Consider the following 14,313-nt stretch of genomic DNA (forward strand, 5'->3'; position numbering starts at 1 on the left):
TTTATTGAAAAATGGATTTAGCCGGATAAGCGATGAAGTTGTGGCGGTGCGCGGATGCGGCACTGACCTGAGGGGGTGGCATGAGGTTTGGGCAAGGCGGTGTCAAGGAGCTTGCCGATGACGAGCTGTGGCGAGGGGATGACCTGGGTCGGGGTGAGTGCCAGCTTGCCATCCAGATGCAGGGCGCAGAGGACACAGGCGTGGTTGTGGCCGGGCAGGTCGGCTTCCAGCGGATGTTGTGCCAGCACGGGTTGCAACCACAACCAGCCCAGCAGCAGCAACCAGATTTTCAGCTTGGTACGACCCATAGACCCCTATCAAAGGGGCGCCATCAGCGCCCCTTTTCTCTGGCTTAGAGATGGGACTGGATGAGCCCCATCACGGTAGCGATATTGTTGGCATCGAGCTGACCGTCCTTGACGAACAGCACCTTGCCCTCTTTGTCCAGCAGGATGATGGCCGAGCTTTCCGGCGCCAGATCCCAGGCGTTGCGGGCCATGCCCTTGGCATCCAGCACCATGGCGGACCAGGGGAATTCCTTCTTACTGTCCTCGGCACTGCTCTTCACGAAGCCGGAGGTGCCCCAGATGGCGTCATTGCTGTTGATGATGGTGACGGTCTGGTACTTGTCGTGGGGCAGCTTGGCCGCCTTGATCGCTTCGATCATGGGGGCGTTGAGCTCCTTGGCGCTGGAGCGACCGGCGATGTGCTGGATCAGAAAGACCTTGCCGGTCAGTACCTTGCTTTGCCAGGGCTGATAGCCGATCTCTTTCTCTTTCAGTACCAGCTCACCCTTGTCGCCGATGTTGACCAGCGGCACCTGGGCCGACTCCTTGATGTTGTGAGCCAGGGCCAGCGTTGGCAGCAGCGCCAGAGTAAGTACGAGATGTTTCATCCTGATGACACTCCTTTTGTTATGTTATAACGATTTTTGCATTGAGGGAATGGGGCCGAACTCATCCTAAACTGATCGGATCTGTTTAAAAAGTGTTAAATAAAAGCCAGCGTTGAGGCGTTCGACTGCCCGCCAGCACGGGGGCTGGCGGACAAAGGCGGCTAGGATGGCATGCAGTCGATAAAAATCAATTGCTTATCAACTGGTTTGAGGAGTCTGGCCGCGGTCTGCAGCCAGACTTGAGGAAGGGGGTAGGCCTCAGTAGAGCGGTTCGCTCACCAGCGGGATCTTGGCCATGGTCATCTGCTGGGCCAGCAGGGGCGAGCCGGTCAGCAGAATGTGGCGCTGATTGCCGATCACCACTGTATCTCCTTTCAGGCCGCTGTCGGCGGTGATGGCCAGCCAGGCTGGCGAGACGCTGCCAATGCTGATGTTCGGATAGATGATGCTGAGCATGTATTGGGGGGCCAGCTCGGCCAAGAGGCTTGCCATCAGTAGCGCCTTCTCGTCGCTGTCCGCCTTGTTGTTCTGCAAGGCCTGCAGCGGCGGTGCGAAGTGGTCCATCTGTTCGGGCGGAGTGGGAATGCCGCTCAGCCACTCCTGCAGCAGGCCGACACTGGTGGCGAGATCCTTGGCCAGAAACTGTTTCGCCAGGGGCCTCAGGTCGCCCTTGAACTGGTAGAACAGCTGGGAATAGTTGGGACGCACGCAGGGCAGCTTGCGATTGGCGGGGTGGACGCAGGGCACCACCCGCATCTGATAGAAGGCGTCGTCCTGATATTGCTGATAGGCCTGCCAGAACAGGGTCGACTCCATGCTGTCGTCGTGCAGGGTGAAGGCCTGCTCCAGATTGCGAAACTTGGTGGCGGTCTCCGGGCTGGTCTGGTTGATGAGGTTGATGCTGTTGTAGAGCCGCGGGCTGATGTAGGAGTAGAGGGTCTCCAGCGGATAGTTGAGGGAGGCATCGAGCAGGGTCATCTCGTGGCGGCTGGCGGCGATGACCCGCTCGTCCGCGTTCAGTTGCAGATGCTTCTGCTGACCGTCGGCCGATTGCCACTGCCAGCTCAGGGTGACCTCGTTGGCCCCGGCCATGGACGCGAACACTAGACTCAACAACAGACCTTGTGCCAGTTTCATGATGTGCATCCTGCTCGGGGTGATAATAAACAACTAGGTGAGCTGGCCGATTTTGGATGAGTCTGGCATTTGTGATTTTGATAACAGATTGATCGGGCTTTTAATTTAATTCTGGAAATAAGTCATGCAGGAAACCGTCATGAAGCGAATCACACCCTTGTTGCTGCTGTTGGCCACGCTGCCGGCCGCGGCGGGGCCGGTCATCGTCAACCAGGGAATGTCCAGCGCGGATACCTTTGCCCTGCGCGACAAGCTGGCGAAGGAACATGAGTGGCAGGAGTGGCTGCGCTTTCAGCAGGCCATCAAGTGGCTTGAGGTGCTGCCGGTAAACTGCGAGCTGATGAGCGATGCTGGCGGCAGTTATCGCTGCGGGGGGAATTACTATCGGCCCTATCAGCAGGATGGACGTGACATTTATATACAGGGGGATCCCAGCGGTGTGACGCCGGGTCAGCCCCAGCAACAGCCCACGAAAAAGGCGCCCTGAGGCGCCTTTTTCACGAAGGTTACGCTTACTTGGCAGCGTAACGCTCGGCAGAGCTCTTGATCTCTGCTTCGGCAGCGGCTTTGTCGCCCCAGCCTTCAACCTTGACCCACTTGCCAGCTTCCAGCTCTTTGTAGCGCTCGAAGAAGTGCTGGATCTGGGCGCGCAGCAGCTCGGGCAGATCGTTCACATCCTGGATGTGGTCGTACTGCTTGGTCAACTTGGAGTGCGGAACGGCCACGATCTTGGCGTCTTCGCCAGATTCGTCGGTCATCTTCAGCACGCCAACCGGGCGGCAGCGAATGACGGAGCCGGCCAGCAGCGGGTAGGGAGTCGGAACCAGCACGTCAACCGGATCACCATCCAGAGACAGGGTGGCGTTCACGTAGCCGTAGTTGCACGGATAGAACATCGGGGTAGACATGAAGCGATCAACGAAGATGGCACCGCTGTCCTTGTCGACTTCGTATTTGATCGGGTCGGCGTTCTGCGGGATTTCGATGATGACGTAGATGTCGTCGGGCAGGCTCTTGCCAGCCGGTACCAGATTCAGGCTCATGACGTTTCCTTTGAGTGTTGGAGTCAAGTTTGCAGGCCGATATTATAGCGATGTCGCGTCAAATGACCATATTTCAGGGCCACTGCGACAGAGTTGTTGGATACCGTGCAGCTTGGGTCTGCCAAATTGCCGTCACCTTGTTAGAATGCGCACTTCCCTTTACTGCGAAAGGAAGCGGTATGCATATTCACATCCTCGGGATCTGCGGCACCTTCATGGGTGGTCTGGCGGTGTTGGCAAAACAGCTTGGTTACCGGGTGACCGGTTCGGATGCCAACGTCTATCCCCCCATGAGTACCCAGCTCGAGCAACAGGGCATCGAACTGACCGAAGGCTACGATCCTTCCCAGCTCGATCCGGCGCCGGATCTGGTGGTAGTCGGTAACGCCATGAGCCGCGGCAACCCCTGTGTGGAGTATGTGCTGGACCGCAATCTGCCCTATATCTCCGGCCCCCAGTGGTTGCTGGAGCACGTGCTGCAGGATCGCTGGGTGCTGGCCGTCGCCGGCACCCACGGCAAGACTACCACCGCCAGCATGCTGGCCTGGGTACTGGAATACGCCAAGCTGGAGCCCGGCTTCCTCATCGGCGGCGTGCCCGGCAACTTTCCGGTCTCCGCCCGTCTGGGCTCGGCTCCCTTCTTCGTCATCGAGGCGGACGAGTATGACTGCGCCTTCTTCGACAAGCGCTCCAAGTTCGTCCACTACCACCCGCGTACCCTGGTGATGAACAACCTGGAGTTCGACCACGCGGATATCTTCCCGGATCTCGCCGCCATTCAGCGCCAGTTCCACCACCTGATGCGCACCGTGCCGAGCAACGGTCGAGTGCTCTTCCCCAAGGGGGACGAGAACCTGGCCGCCGTGCGCAAAATGGGCTGCTGGAGCGAGGTGGAGCTGGTGGGTCAGGACGATGCCAAGTGGAAGGCGGTCAAGCTGGCCGACGACGGCTCTGCCTTCGAGGTGTGGCTGGACGGGGTGAAGCAGGGCGAGGTGCACTGGGAGTGCATCGGCGAGCACAACGTCAACAACGGTCTGATGGCCATCGCCGCCGCCCGCCATGCCGGTGTCATGGTGGAGCACGGCATTGCGGCCCTCTGCCAGTTCAAGTCTCCCAAGCGGCGCATGGAGCTCAAGGGGGAAGTGGCCGGCATCAGCATCTATGACGACTTCGCCCACCACCCCACCGCCATCGAAACCACCCTCGGCGGCCTGCGTGCCAAGGTGGGCAAGGCCCGCATCCTGGCGGTGCTGGAGCCCCGCTCCAACACCATGAAGCTGGGAGTGCACAAGGAAGAGCTGGCAGGCTGCTTCGACGGCGCCGACGAGGTGTTCTTCTTCCAGCCGCCCAACATCGGCTGGGATCTCGGCGAGGTGACCGCCCACATGACCCGACCGGCCAAGGTGTTCAACGATCTGGAGACCCTGATCAACCGGCTGGTGGCCGAGTGCCGCGATGGCGATCATATTCTGATCATGAGCAACGGCGGCTTCGGCGGCATTCATGACAAGCTGATCGCCCGCCTCAAGGACTATCACGGCCAGCTATGAACAAAGCGATCACCCTGGCGCTGACCGGTGCCTCCGGCGCCCCCTATGCCCTGCGCCTGCTGGAATGCCTGGTGCAGGCGGACTATCGGGTCTATCTGCTCGCCTCCTCGGCGGCTCGTGTGGTGCTCAAGACCGAGCAGCAGCAGGAGTGGCCGGGCTCGCCGAAAGAGCTCTCTGCCTACCTCTGTCGCCAATATGGCGCCAAGGAGGGGCAGATCGTCGCCTGTGGCAAGGAGGAGTGGTTCTCGCCGGTGGCTTCGGGCTCGGCAGCGCCCAAGCAGATGGTGGTCTGCCCCTGCTCCATGGGCACCGTCTCGGCCATTGCCAACGGCACCTCCGACAACCTGCTGGAGCGGGCGGCGGACGTGGTGATCAAGGAGCGCGGCCAGCTCATTCTGGTGCCCCGCGAGAGCCCCTTCTCGGCGATCCACCTGGAGAACATGCTGAAACTGGCCCGTCTTGGGGTGACCATCATGCCGGCGGCGCCGGGCTTTTATCATGAGCCGAAAAGCATCGCGGATCTGGTGGACTTCATGGTGGCGCGGATCCTCGATCATCTGGGGATCGAGCACGCGCTGACCCGCCGCTGGGGCTACGCCAAAGGGTGAGATGAGCGGATAGCGGACAAACAAAAGCGGCGCCGACCTGAACAGTTCGGCGCCGCTTTTTTGCTGGCGCGGGTTAGGCTGCCTGGATGGGGGCGGTTACGTACTTGAACAGAAAATCGGTCACCTCTTCCCGGCTCGGGCGTTGTGGCTGATTGATCATCTGCATCATGACGTAGCCGAAGCCGGTCAGGGAGCGGGCCAGATCCTGCGCCGACAGCACGCTCTGGATCTCGCCGGCATCCATGGCGCGTTGCAGGTGAGGTGCAATGCGCTCCAGAGCCTTGTCCAGCAGCTTGGCGTAACGGGGCCAGACCTCTTCCCGCACCGATGAGCTCCACTCCAGCCAGATGCTGGCGTGGTCAGGCTGATCGTAGGCGGCGTCAACAAACAGCTTCACGTGGCGGCGAATGCTGTCGCTGACCGGGCCCTGGCCGGAGTAGGCCTGTTCCAGCATCTGATGCACGAAACGTTCGATCTCGGCCAACACTTCATCCACCAGCTCTTCACGGGTGTTGAAATAGTTGAACACGGTAGCAACCGAGACCTTGGCCTGTTCTGCGATTTCGGCGTGACCCGCACGGCCGATGCCGCGACGGGAGAACACCTCGATGGCACATTCCATCAATTGATTGCGTCGGGCCTCCGGCGAAAGCCGGGTTCGACGTCTAATTTCTGCGCGTGGTTCCATAGTTTTTTCATCTAATAGTTATTGATTATGGTGTTTATAGTATTGTCACCGATAATGCCCGAGGGCCTGCTAACTCTATCAATTAAAATAAGCCGATAAAAGCATCACGTATGCCTGACGCCCTCCGGCTTGAATGGTAGAATCATCGGTTTTGACGTTAATGAACGGCCAAATTTGCTTTGGCCATTATGGAGTAAGTGATGAAACACACTGTCGAGGTGATGATCTCCGAGGCTGAAGTCGCCGCCCGGATCGCCAAATTGGGTGAAGAGATCACCGCCCGTTACCAGGGCTCTGATGAAGTGGTCATGATCGGCCTGCTGCGCGGCTCCTGCGTCTTCCTGGCCGACCTGTGCCGCCAGACCCAGCTGCCCATCACCCTGGATTTTATGACCGCCTCCAGCTATGGCTCCGGCATGCACAGCACCCGTGACGTGCGCATCCTGAAAGACCTGGATGACGACATCAAAGGGAAGGACGTGGTGATCGTCGAAGACATCATCGACACCGGCTACACCCTCAACAAGGTGCGCGAGATCCTCTCTCTGCGCGAGCCGAAATCCCTGGCCATCTGCACCCTGCTGGACAAGCCGTCCCGCCGTGAAGTGCAGGTGCCGGTGGACTGGATCGGTTTCTCCATTCCGGATGAATTCGTGGTGGGCTGCGGCATCGATTATGCCCAGAAGTACCGCAATCTGCCGTTCATCGGCAAGGTAATACCGCAAGAGTAAGCAAGGTTCAGGAATATGACGGGCAAGGTGGCAGAGCGCCATTTTCTGTCTGCAGGCGGCCTTGGCCGCCTTTTCTGTCTCGAGATGGGATGAGCCATCACAGGGGTTGCAATGAACGCACTGGAAATCAGCGGCCTGAAGAAGACCTATCAGGGGGGCGTCGAAGCCCTTAAAGGCATTGATCTCTCTGTCAAACAGGGGGATTTCTTCGCCCTGCTCGGCCCCAACGGGGCGGGCAAGTCCACCACCATCGGCATCATCAGCTCGCTGGTGAACAAGAGTGCCGGCAAGGTGAAGGTGTTCGGCTACGACATCGACACTCACCTGGAAGAGGCCAAGGCCCAGCTCGGGCTGGTGCCACAGGAGTTCAACTTCAGCCAGTTCGAGAAGGTGATCCAGATCGTCACCCATCAGGCCGGCTTCTATGGCGTGCCGCGAGCCGAGGCCAAGATCCGCGCCGAGAAGTACCTGCGCCAGCTCGACCTGTGGGACAAGCGCGACATGCCGGCTCGCACCCTCTCCGGCGGCATGAAGCGCCGGCTGATGATCGCCCGCGCCCTGATGCATGAGCCCAAGCTGCTGATCCTGGACGAGCCGACCGCCGGGGTGGATATCGAGATCCGTCGCTCCATGTGGAATTTCCTCAAGGATCTCAATGAGCAGGGCGTCACCATCATACTCACCACCCACTATCTGGAAGAGGCGGAGATGCTGTGTCGCAACATCGGCATCATCGACAAGGGGCGCCTCATCGAGAACACCAGCATGAAGAAGCTGCTGGGCAAGCTGGGCCGCGAGACCTTCATGCTGGATCTGGCGCCGGGCTCCGCCGTGCCGAACCTGCCCGAGTTCAACGGCCGCATGCAGGACGAACGCACCCTGGAGGTGGATCTGGACAAGAGCCAGTCCCTCAACAGCCTGTTCGATCAGCTGTCGAGCCAGCAGGTGCAGGTACTGAGCATGCGCAACAAGGCCAACCGGCTGGAAGAGCTGTTCGTCAGCCTGGTCGAGGAGGGGAGAAAAGCATGAACCTGACCACTTACTACATCGCCTTCAAGAGCATTCTGGCCAAGGAGATCAGCCGCTTCACCCGGATCTGGATCCAGACCCTGGTGCCGCCCGCCATCACCATGAGCCTCTACTTCGTCATCTTCGGCAACCTCATCGGTGGCCGCATCGGTGACATGGGGGGCTTCAGCTACATGGAGTTCATCGTGCCCGGCCTCATCATGATGTCGGTGATCACCAACTCCTACTCCAACGTCGCCTCCTCCTTCTTCAGCGCCAAGTTCCAGCGCAACGTGGAGGAGTTGCTGGTGGCGCCGGTGCCCAACTACGTCATCATTGCCGGCTACGTCGGCGGCGGCGTGGCGCGCGGCCTCTGTGTCGGTCTCATCGTCACCCTGGTGTCGCTGTTCTTCGTGCCGCTGCAGATCCACCACCTGTTCAGCGTCTGCTTCACCGTGCTGCTGACCGCCATCCTCTTCTCGCTGGGGGGCCTCATCAATGCGGTGTTTGCCAAGACCTTCGACGACATCAGCATCATCCCCACCTTCGTGCTGACGCCGCTCACCTACCTGGGCGGGGTGTTCTACTCCATCAGCCTGCTGCCACCCTTCTGGCAGGGGGTCTCCCAGGTGAACCCGATCATCTACATGGTGAACGCGTTCCGTTACGGCTTTCTCGGGATCTCCGACGTGCCGCTCGGCACCGCCTACCTCATCATCATCGGCTTCATCGTGGCTCTCTACGGTCTGGCCTGGTGGCTCATCTCCCGCGGCACCGGGCTGCGCCACTGATGCAATGCAACGGGCACCCTGGGGTGCCCGTTTCTTTGTTGCCTCTTTTACCTCTCCTGCGCTGGCCCCATTTCGAACAGGGCCAATAACCACCCTCTTATCAAGGTTTTATCTGGCACCTTGTGATCCACCGCAATTTTCAGATTACCCCCAAAGGTATAATTTCCGCGGTTGGAAGGTCTGCAAAATGGGCCCTCCGTCTCTTTCTCTCCTCACCAGGGCAGGATCGCCTATGTCACTGATCACCGGGTTGCCAGCCATTTTTGACAGTTTTTCAGATGCCCGCCGGCAGGGCTTTCTGGCCGTGATGGCACTCAAGGAGCGACAGATCCCCCTGGTCGGCACCTACTGCACCTTCATGCCACAGGAGGTGGCCATGGCCGCCGGCGCCGTGGTGGTATCGCTCTGCTCCACCAGCGACGAGACCATAGAGGAGGCCGAGAAAGACTTGCCCCGCAACCTCTGCCCGCTGATCAAGAGCAGCTACGGGTTCGGCAAGACCGACAAGTGCCCTTACTTCTACTTCTCCGATCTGGTGGTGGGGGAAACCACCTGCGACGGCAAGAAGAAGATGTACGAGTACATGGCCGAGTTCAAACCGGTGCACGTGATGCAGCTGCCCAACCGCGCCGATGACGAGGCCTCCCGCACCCTGTGGCGCAGCGAAATAGTCCGCTTCAAGGAGTTGCTGGAGCAGCAGTTTGGCCAACCCATCAGCGAGCAGGCGCTGCGCGATGCCATCGTGCTGAAGAACCGCGAGCGCCGTGCGCTGGCGGACTTCTATCGGCTGGGTCAGCTCAACCCACCGGCGCTGAGCGGCACCGACATCCTCAAGGTGGTCTATGGCGCCACCTTCCGCTTCGACAAGGAGCAGCTCATCAGCGAGCTGCAGGAGATGACCCGCCGCATCAAGGTCGAGTACGCCGACGGCAAGCGGCTCGATGCCCGCCCGCGCATTCTCATCACCGGCTGCCCCATCGGCGGCGCGGCCGACAAGGTGGTACGCCTCATCGAGGAACACGGCGGCTGGGTGGTGGGCTACGAGAACTGCACCGGCGCCAAGGCGACCGAACAGTGCGTCAGCGAGGATGGCGATCCGTTTGATGCGCTGGCCGACAAGTATCTGGCCATCGGCTGCTCCTGCATCTCCCCCAACCACCAGCGCATGAAGCTGCTGAGCCAGATGGTGGAGGAGTATCAGGCGGACGGGGTGATCGACGTGATCCTGCAGGCCTGTCACACCTATGCGGTGGAGTCGCTGGCCATCAAGCGCCACGTGCGCGAACGCCACGGCATCCCCTACATGGCGGTGGAGACTGACTACTCCAGCGCCGACAAGGGACAACTGGCCACCCGGCTGGCGGCCTTTATCGAAATGCTGTGAGGAGGCGCCGTGTCACTCACCATCGGGATTGACTCGGGCTCCAGCGCGACCAAGGGGGTCCTGTTCGACCACAGAGAGGGCGGGCGCATCGTTCGCCGCTTTCTGGTGCCGACCCCCTTTCGCCCGCTGGCCGCCATCGAACAAGGCTGGGAGACGCTCTCGGCCGATTTGCCAGAGCGCCCCCATCTGACCCTGACCGGTTATGGCCGCGACCTGGCGTCGTTCGCCGATCGGCGGGTCACCGAGATCTCCTGCCATGGGCTGGGGGCGCGCCTGCTCTGTCCGTCGGTGCACACCGTCATCGACATCGGCGGCCAGGACAGTAAGGTGATTCAGCTCGATGGCGAGGGCAACCTCACCGACTTTCTGATGAACGACAAGTGCGCCGCCGGTACCGGCCGCTTTCTCGAGGTGATCACCCGCACCCTGGGGGCGCGGATCGAACAGCTCGACGAGCTGCTGCAAGGGGCCGAGCCCCACGACATCAGCAGCATGTGCACAGTGTTTGCCGAGTCGGAGGCGATCAGCCTGCGCTCGGCGGGCATTCCGGCCGAGTCGATCCTGGCTGGCATCGTCCGCTCCATGGCCCGGCGCAGTGCCAACTTCATCGGCCGCCTCGGCGCCAGGCCGACTGTGCTCTTTACCGGCGGCGTCAGCCACTGCGCCACCTTCCGCCACTATCTGGCGCAAGGATTGGGCTGCGACGTGACCACCCACCCGGACGCCCAGTTTGCCGGTGCGCTGGGGGCGGCCCTGTTTGGCGCACGCACCATGACGGGAGGCAAATCATGAATCAGGAGTTCCTCTACCTGTTCCACTCCACCCTCGGTACGGTCAGGCTGCGCAAGCGGCTGGAGCAGCAGCCCCACCCGTTTCGGGTCTGCGACGTACCGCGCCGGCTCAGCGCCGGCTGCGGTCTCGCCATCCGCCTGCACTGTCCGCCCGAGGAGTGGCCGCAGTGGTGCCAGCGCGGCGAAACCGCCGCCGTCTTTCGTTGTGACGAAGACGGTGAGTATTGCGAACTGGCCCGCTATCCGGCCGTCGACTAGAGCATGGTGACGTCTTCCCGGGGAGTTGGCAGCAGGGGGCATGGATGATAAAGAGCTATCCCGTGGCCGTGTATCTGTGGGGGCTGGCCAGGTTGGCGCTGGGGGGATTTTTCGTCGTCTCCGCCGGGTTCAAGCTGGCGGAGCCGGAGCTGTTCGCCGTGCAGATCGGCGCCTTCGGCCTGCTCTGGTCGCCGTTCATTCCCCTTGCCACCTGGGGGCTTATCGGGCTGGAGTTCTGCGCGGGCATGGCGGTCATCGCCAACCGGCGCTGGGGACTCTGGCTGGTGATTGGGCTGCTCGCCCTGTTTATTCCGGTGTTGGGCTATGGCATCGCCATCGGGCTCGACATCTCTTGCGGCTGTCTTGGCAGGGCTGATCTCGGCTCGCTTCCAGAGGCGCTCTTGCGGGATCTGCTGCTGTTGACGCTTGCGGGCGCCTTGCTGCGCCACTCCCGCCCCGTTTTTACCGTTCCAAAAGGAGCAGTGACATGATGAGATTGCAATCCCGCACCCTGATGGCCTCGCTGATTGCGGCCAGCTTTGCCCTCGGTGGCTGTGGCGACAACCAGTTCGAGCAGGAGACCAAACTGGAGCAGGCGGCGGTACAGCTCTCCCAGGAGACCCAGCAGGGGGGCTATCAGCTGTTGACCGTGGCGGAGCTGAAGACCCGGATGGATAAAGGAGAGGCGCTGGTGATCATCGACACCATGCCGTTCGAGGACTCCTACAAGAAGGAGCATATTCCGGGGGCCAGGAATTTTGCCTTCGTGAAGGAGGCCAAGTCCGGCGATGACTGGAGCCAGATCGTCGAGGGGAGCGGCACACCCGAGCAGCTGTTGGCCCTGCTGGGAGACGACAAGACCCGGCCCGTGGTGTTCTACTGCGGCTTCGTCAAGTGTGGCCGCAGCCACAACGGGGCAGCCTGGGCGGTCACTCAGGGGTATCAGCAGGTCTATCGGGTGCCGGGCGGCATCTTCGCCTGGAAAGGGGCGGGTTACCCGATCAGCGCCGAGTAGGCAGGAAGTGCTCAGATACAACAAAGCCCGCACATGCGGGCTTTGTTGTCAGTGGCGCAGCGACTCAGGGGCGGGCCAGCGCCACCACCCGGTTGTCGATGAGGCGGGCCTTGCCGAGATACGCCGCCATCAGGATCACTAGCTGCTCGCTCTCGTCAGTGGCCGCTTCCAGGGTGGCGGCATCGACGATGTCGATGGCATCGGTCCGAAAACCGACCTTGTCGAGGCGCTGGCTGGCCTGGGCCACCAGGGAGGGCAGGTGGTGGTCACCCGCTTCAATCTGCTCGGCGATCCAGTTCATGGTGCGCGCCAGCTCAGGGGCAATAGCTCTCTCGGCGGCGGTCAGGTAGCCGTTGCGCGAGGAGAGCGCCAGCCCGTCTTCGGCCCGCACCGTGGGCACGCCGACGATCTCGATGGGCATCGCCATGTCGGCCACCATCTTGCGAATGAGCGCCAGCTGCTGGTAATCCTTCTGTCCGAAGCAGGCCACGTCAGGCTGCACCAGATTGAACAGCTTGGTGACGACGGTGCTGACGCCGCGGAAGTGGCCCGGACGCAGCGCCCCCTCCAGCAGCGTGGAGAGACCCGGCACCTCGACGAAGGTCTGGCTGGCCAGCCCCTGCGGATACATGATCTCCGGGGTCGGCGTGAACACCATGTCCACCCCGGCCGCCTCCAGCGCGGCGCAATCCTGCTCCAGGGTGCGCGGGTAGTTGGCGAGATCCTCGGCCTTGTCGAACTGCATCGGGTTGACGAAGATGCTGACCACCACCTTCTCGGCGTGGCTGTGCGCCTCCTTCACCAGGGTAAGGTGGCCCTGGTGCAGGTTGCCCATGGTGGGCACGAATGCGATGGCGCGCCCTTCACGGCGCCATTGGCCGATCTGTTCACGCAGAGCGGCGGGATTGTTAACGACCAACATCAACTGTTCACCTTCGAAAAGATCAAAGAGAGGCGGGCAGGAGCCCGTGCGGATAAGCGCGAAGTGTCAACGCGCGGCATCATCATCGGCGGTTACCTTGGGATGAATCATCAAAAGAGGGGGCTCACTCTGCCCCGGAGGGCGAAACGGGGGCGCAGGCCCCCGCTCTCGTCACGGCATCACATCAGTTGAAGCAGTGCTCCGGGCCCGGGAAGGTCCCTTCGCTCACCTGCTTCACATAGAGCCGGATGGCGGCGCGCATGTCGCCGGTCTCGGCCAGGAAGTTCTTGGTGAACTTGGGCACATAGCCGGAGGTGATGCCGAAGGCGTCGTGCATCACCAGGATCTGGCCATCGGTGGCCGGGCCGGCACCTATGCCGATCACCGGAATGCGCAGCGCCTTGCTGATACGCTCCGCCAGCGAAGTGGGCACGCACTCGAGCACCAGCAGCTGGATGCCGGCGGCCTGCAGCTCGAGGGCCTGACGGTAGATCTCCTGGGCCTGGAACTCGTCGCGCCCCTGCACCTTGAAGCCGCCAAACACGTGGACGGATTGCGGGGTGAGGCCGAGGTGGCCGCACACCGGCACGCCGTTGCGGGTCAGATGGCGGATGGAGTCGCACAGCCAGTCACCCCCTTCCATCTTCACCATGCGGGCGCCGGCCGCCATCAGGCGGGCGGCATTCTGATAGGTCTGCTCGGGGGTGGCATAGCTCATGAACGGCATATCGCTCACCACCAGGGCATTGGTCGTGCCGCGCACCACGCATCGGGTGTGATAGACCATCTCGTCCATGTTGACCGCCAGGGTATCCTGGCCACCCTGCAGCACCATGCCCAGCGAATCGCCGATGAGCAGCACGTGAGCGCCCTCGTCGTCGAACAGCTTGGCAAAGGTGGCATCATAGGCGGTGATGGCGGTGATTCGTTGGCCTTCCTGCTTCATCTTCAGCAGGTTGGTGGTGGTGATCTTGCTCATAGAGGCTCCTGTTCGTCTGCACTCGGCGCAATGATGGCAAGACCATTGCGCGGGCAGCGGGCAACCAGTTGTGCGAGCGGCGTGCCGCAGGGCAGCACCAGAGCGGGCGCGATTTCGGCCAGGGGCAGCAGCACGAACTCCCGCTCCTGCATGCCGTAATGGGGAACGATGAGGCGCTCAGTGTTGATCACCTGATCGCCATAGAGCAGCAGATCGAGATCCAGGGTTCTCGGCCCCCACCGCTCATCTTTGCGCACACGTCCTTGTTCCAGCTCGATTTTTTGCAGTTGATCCAGCAGCGCCAGCGGCGCCAGCCGGGTGTTGAGCCGGGCCACGGCATTGACGTAGTCCGGTTGATCAGCAGGCCCCATGGGGCGGCTGCTGTAAAGCGACGAGGCCTGCACCAGCACGGAATCCGGCAGGGTCGCCAGCGCGGCGATGGCGCGGCGAGCCTGGCCGACGGGGTCGGCCAGGTTGGAGCCGATGGCGACGAAGACCTCGGTCATCACGTCA

At 61.6% G+C, this 14,313-nt stretch carries 19 protein-coding genes; 11 read left to right on the forward strand and 8 right to left on the reverse strand.

Features of this window, described 5'->3' with window-relative positions; genetic code table 11:
* Window positions 1-17: 17 nt before the first annotated feature.
* The 3 genes from AB5Y81_RS19910 to AB5Y81_RS19920 form a co-directional block, all read right to left on the reverse strand.
* Window positions 18-308, reverse strand: coding sequence for a hypothetical protein (locus tag AB5Y81_RS19910; RefSeq protein ID WP_279485307.1), 291 nt, complete (start codon window positions 306-308; stop codon window positions 18-20).
* A 44-nt stretch (window positions 309-352) separates the two neighbouring features.
* Complete coding sequence (locus tag AB5Y81_RS19915; protein WP_010636247.1) at window positions 353-895, reverse strand: YtfJ family protein; 543 nt, start codon at window positions 893-895, stop codon at window positions 353-355.
* A 258-nt stretch (window positions 896-1,153) separates the two neighbouring features.
* The gene (locus AB5Y81_RS19920) at window positions 1,154-2,032 is read right to left on the reverse strand and encodes a hypothetical protein (RefSeq protein ID WP_042051354.1); all 879 of its coding nucleotides are present in this window, start codon (window positions 2,030-2,032) and stop codon (window positions 1,154-1,156) included.
* A 124-nt stretch (window positions 2,033-2,156) separates the two neighbouring features.
* Between AB5Y81_RS19920 and AB5Y81_RS19925 the strand changes: the two genes are divergently transcribed.
* Window positions 2,157-2,519: a hypothetical protein gene (locus AB5Y81_RS19925; RefSeq protein ID WP_017780517.1), complete on the forward strand. Its 363-nt coding sequence runs from the start codon at window positions 2,157-2,159 to the stop codon at window positions 2,517-2,519.
* Between the two features lie 25 nt (window positions 2,520-2,544).
* Here the strand turns inward: AB5Y81_RS19925 and ppa are convergent, their stop codons facing one another.
* Window positions 2,545-3,075 (reverse strand): inorganic diphosphatase, encoded by a 531-nt coding sequence (gene ppa / locus AB5Y81_RS19930; RefSeq protein ID WP_005304649.1) that lies wholly within the window; start codon window positions 3,073-3,075, stop codon window positions 2,545-2,547.
* A gap of 179 nt (window positions 3,076-3,254) precedes the next feature.
* Here ppa and mpl point away from each other — a divergent pair, with 179 nt between their 5' ends.
* The gene (gene mpl / locus AB5Y81_RS19935; protein WP_005304646.1) at window positions 3,255-4,625 is read left to right on the forward strand and encodes a UDP-N-acetylmuramate:L-alanyl-gamma-D-glutamyl-meso-diaminopimelate ligase; all 1,371 of its coding nucleotides are present in this window, start codon (window positions 3,255-3,257) and stop codon (window positions 4,623-4,625) included.
* Window positions 4,622-5,233: a flavin prenyltransferase UbiX gene (locus AB5Y81_RS19940; protein WP_005304643.1), complete on the forward strand. Its 612-nt coding sequence runs from the start codon at window positions 4,622-4,624 to the stop codon at window positions 5,231-5,233. Before mpl ends, AB5Y81_RS19940 begins: the two co-directional genes overlap by 4 nt.
* 73 nt (window positions 5,234-5,306) lie before the next feature.
* Here AB5Y81_RS19940 and AB5Y81_RS19945 read toward each other — a convergent pair whose 3' ends face one another.
* Entirely contained in the window at window positions 5,307-5,921 is a 615-nt protein-coding gene (locus AB5Y81_RS19945; RefSeq protein WP_005304640.1) for a TetR/AcrR family transcriptional regulator, read from the reverse strand.
* Between the two features lie 200 nt (window positions 5,922-6,121).
* On the opposite strand from AB5Y81_RS19945, the gene hpt reads away from it, so the two are divergent.
* From hpt to AB5Y81_RS19985, 8 genes are all read left to right on the forward strand, one after another.
* A complete protein-coding gene (gene hpt / locus AB5Y81_RS19950) occupies window positions 6,122-6,652 on the forward strand; it encodes a hypoxanthine phosphoribosyltransferase (RefSeq protein WP_005304637.1) in 531 nt (176 codons plus the stop codon).
* 111 nt (window positions 6,653-6,763) lie between these two features.
* On the forward strand, window positions 6,764-7,681 hold the full coding sequence (locus AB5Y81_RS19955; RefSeq protein WP_139726210.1) for an ABC transporter ATP-binding protein: 918 nt from the start codon (window positions 6,764-6,766) through the stop codon (window positions 7,679-7,681).
* Window positions 7,678-8,451: an ABC transporter permease gene (locus AB5Y81_RS19960; RefSeq protein ID WP_005304632.1), complete on the forward strand. Its 774-nt coding sequence runs from the start codon at window positions 7,678-7,680 to the stop codon at window positions 8,449-8,451. The genes AB5Y81_RS19955 and AB5Y81_RS19960 overlap by 4 nt, the downstream gene beginning before the upstream one ends.
* 232 nt (window positions 8,452-8,683) lie before the next feature.
* Window positions 8,684-9,835, forward strand: a complete 1,152-nt coding sequence (locus AB5Y81_RS19965; protein ID WP_279485308.1) for a double-cubane-cluster-containing anaerobic reductase — start codon at window positions 8,684-8,686, stop codon at window positions 9,833-9,835.
* A 9-nt stretch (window positions 9,836-9,844) separates the two neighbouring features.
* Window positions 9,845-10,627, forward strand: a complete 783-nt coding sequence (locus AB5Y81_RS19970; RefSeq protein ID WP_279485309.1) for an acyl-CoA dehydratase activase — start codon at window positions 9,845-9,847, stop codon at window positions 10,625-10,627.
* On the forward strand, window positions 10,624-10,884 hold the full coding sequence (locus AB5Y81_RS19975; RefSeq protein WP_279485310.1) for a DUF3343 domain-containing protein: 261 nt from the start codon (window positions 10,624-10,626) through the stop codon (window positions 10,882-10,884). Before AB5Y81_RS19970 ends, AB5Y81_RS19975 begins: the two co-directional genes overlap by 4 nt.
* Window positions 10,885-10,928: 44 nt before the next feature.
* Window positions 10,929-11,375, forward strand: a complete 447-nt coding sequence (locus AB5Y81_RS19980; protein WP_368146779.1) for a MauE/DoxX family redox-associated membrane protein — start codon at window positions 10,929-10,931, stop codon at window positions 11,373-11,375.
* Window positions 11,372-11,899 (forward strand): rhodanese-like domain-containing protein, encoded by a 528-nt coding sequence (locus tag AB5Y81_RS19985; protein ID WP_042007043.1) that lies wholly within the window; start codon window positions 11,372-11,374, stop codon window positions 11,897-11,899. The genes AB5Y81_RS19980 and AB5Y81_RS19985 overlap by 4 nt, the downstream gene beginning before the upstream one ends.
* A gap of 64 nt (window positions 11,900-11,963) precedes the next feature.
* Here the strand turns inward: AB5Y81_RS19985 and panC are convergent, their stop codons facing one another.
* The 3 genes from panC to folK form a co-directional block, all read right to left on the reverse strand.
* The gene (gene panC / locus AB5Y81_RS19990; RefSeq protein ID WP_042007042.1) at window positions 11,964-12,821 is read right to left on the reverse strand and encodes a pantoate--beta-alanine ligase; all 858 of its coding nucleotides are present in this window, start codon (window positions 12,819-12,821) and stop codon (window positions 11,964-11,966) included.
* A gap of 184 nt (window positions 12,822-13,005) precedes the next feature.
* A complete protein-coding gene (gene panB, locus AB5Y81_RS19995) occupies window positions 13,006-13,800 on the reverse strand; it encodes a 3-methyl-2-oxobutanoate hydroxymethyltransferase (protein WP_005304470.1) in 795 nt (264 codons plus the stop codon).
* Window positions 13,797-14,306, reverse strand: a complete 510-nt coding sequence (folK, locus tag AB5Y81_RS20000) for a 2-amino-4-hydroxy-6-hydroxymethyldihydropteridine diphosphokinase (protein WP_017785860.1) — start codon at window positions 14,304-14,306, stop codon at window positions 13,797-13,799. The genes panB and folK overlap by 4 nt, the downstream gene beginning before the upstream one ends.
* Window positions 14,307-14,313 lie beyond the last annotated feature (7 nt).

Source organism: Aeromonas sp. s2 (assembly GCF_040907935.1).
Taxonomy (GTDB): Bacteria; Pseudomonadota; Gammaproteobacteria; order Enterobacterales; family Aeromonadaceae; genus Aeromonas; species Aeromonas dhakensis.

Excerpts from the sequence above, each read along its gene's own strand:
- AB5Y81_RS19915 (WP_010636247.1), bottom strand. The coding sequence starts at position 895 with ATGAAACATCTCGTACTTACTCTGGCGCTGCTGCCAACGCTGGCCCTG.
- AB5Y81_RS19965 (WP_279485308.1), top strand. The coding sequence starts at position 8,684 with ATGTCACTGATCACCGGGTTGCCAGCCATTTTTGACAGTTTTTCAGAT.
- AB5Y81_RS19980 (WP_368146779.1), top strand. The coding sequence starts at position 10,929 with ATGATAAAGAGCTATCCCGTGGCCGTGTATCTGTGGGGGCTGGCCAGG.
- AB5Y81_RS19945 (WP_005304640.1), bottom strand. The coding sequence starts at position 5,921 with ATGGAACCACGCGCAGAAATTAGACGTCGAACCCGGCTTTCGCCGGAG.
- AB5Y81_RS19975 (WP_279485310.1), top strand. The coding sequence starts at position 10,624 with ATGAATCAGGAGTTCCTCTACCTGTTCCACTCCACCCTCGGTACGGTC.
- folK (WP_017785860.1), bottom strand. The coding sequence starts at position 14,306 with ATGACCGAGGTCTTCGTCGCCATCGGCTCCAACCTGGCCGACCCCGTC.
- AB5Y81_RS19955 (WP_139726210.1), top strand. The coding sequence starts at position 6,764 with ATGAACGCACTGGAAATCAGCGGCCTGAAGAAGACCTATCAGGGGGGC.
- AB5Y81_RS19925 (WP_017780517.1), top strand. The coding sequence starts at position 2,157 with ATGCAGGAAACCGTCATGAAGCGAATCACACCCTTGTTGCTGCTGTTG.
- hpt (WP_005304637.1), top strand. The coding sequence starts at position 6,122 with ATGAAACACACTGTCGAGGTGATGATCTCCGAGGCTGAAGTCGCCGCC.
- AB5Y81_RS19940 (WP_005304643.1), top strand. The coding sequence starts at position 4,622 with ATGAACAAAGCGATCACCCTGGCGCTGACCGGTGCCTCCGGCGCCCCC.
- AB5Y81_RS19910 (WP_279485307.1), bottom strand. The coding sequence starts at position 308 with ATGGGTCGTACCAAGCTGAAAATCTGGTTGCTGCTGCTGGGCTGGTTG.
- mpl (WP_005304646.1), top strand. The coding sequence starts at position 3,255 with ATGCATATTCACATCCTCGGGATCTGCGGCACCTTCATGGGTGGTCTG.
- ppa (WP_005304649.1), bottom strand. The coding sequence starts at position 3,075 with ATGAGCCTGAATCTGGTACCGGCTGGCAAGAGCCTGCCCGACGACATC.
- AB5Y81_RS19920 (WP_042051354.1), bottom strand. The coding sequence starts at position 2,032 with ATGAAACTGGCACAAGGTCTGTTGTTGAGTCTAGTGTTCGCGTCCATG.
- panC (WP_042007042.1), bottom strand. The coding sequence starts at position 12,821 with ATGTTGGTCGTTAACAATCCCGCCGCTCTGCGTGAACAGATCGGCCAA.
- AB5Y81_RS19960 (WP_005304632.1), top strand. The coding sequence starts at position 7,678 with ATGAACCTGACCACTTACTACATCGCCTTCAAGAGCATTCTGGCCAAG.
- panB (WP_005304470.1), bottom strand. The coding sequence starts at position 13,800 with ATGAGCAAGATCACCACCACCAACCTGCTGAAGATGAAGCAGGAAGGC.
- AB5Y81_RS19985 (WP_042007043.1), top strand. The coding sequence starts at position 11,372 with ATGATGAGATTGCAATCCCGCACCCTGATGGCCTCGCTGATTGCGGCC.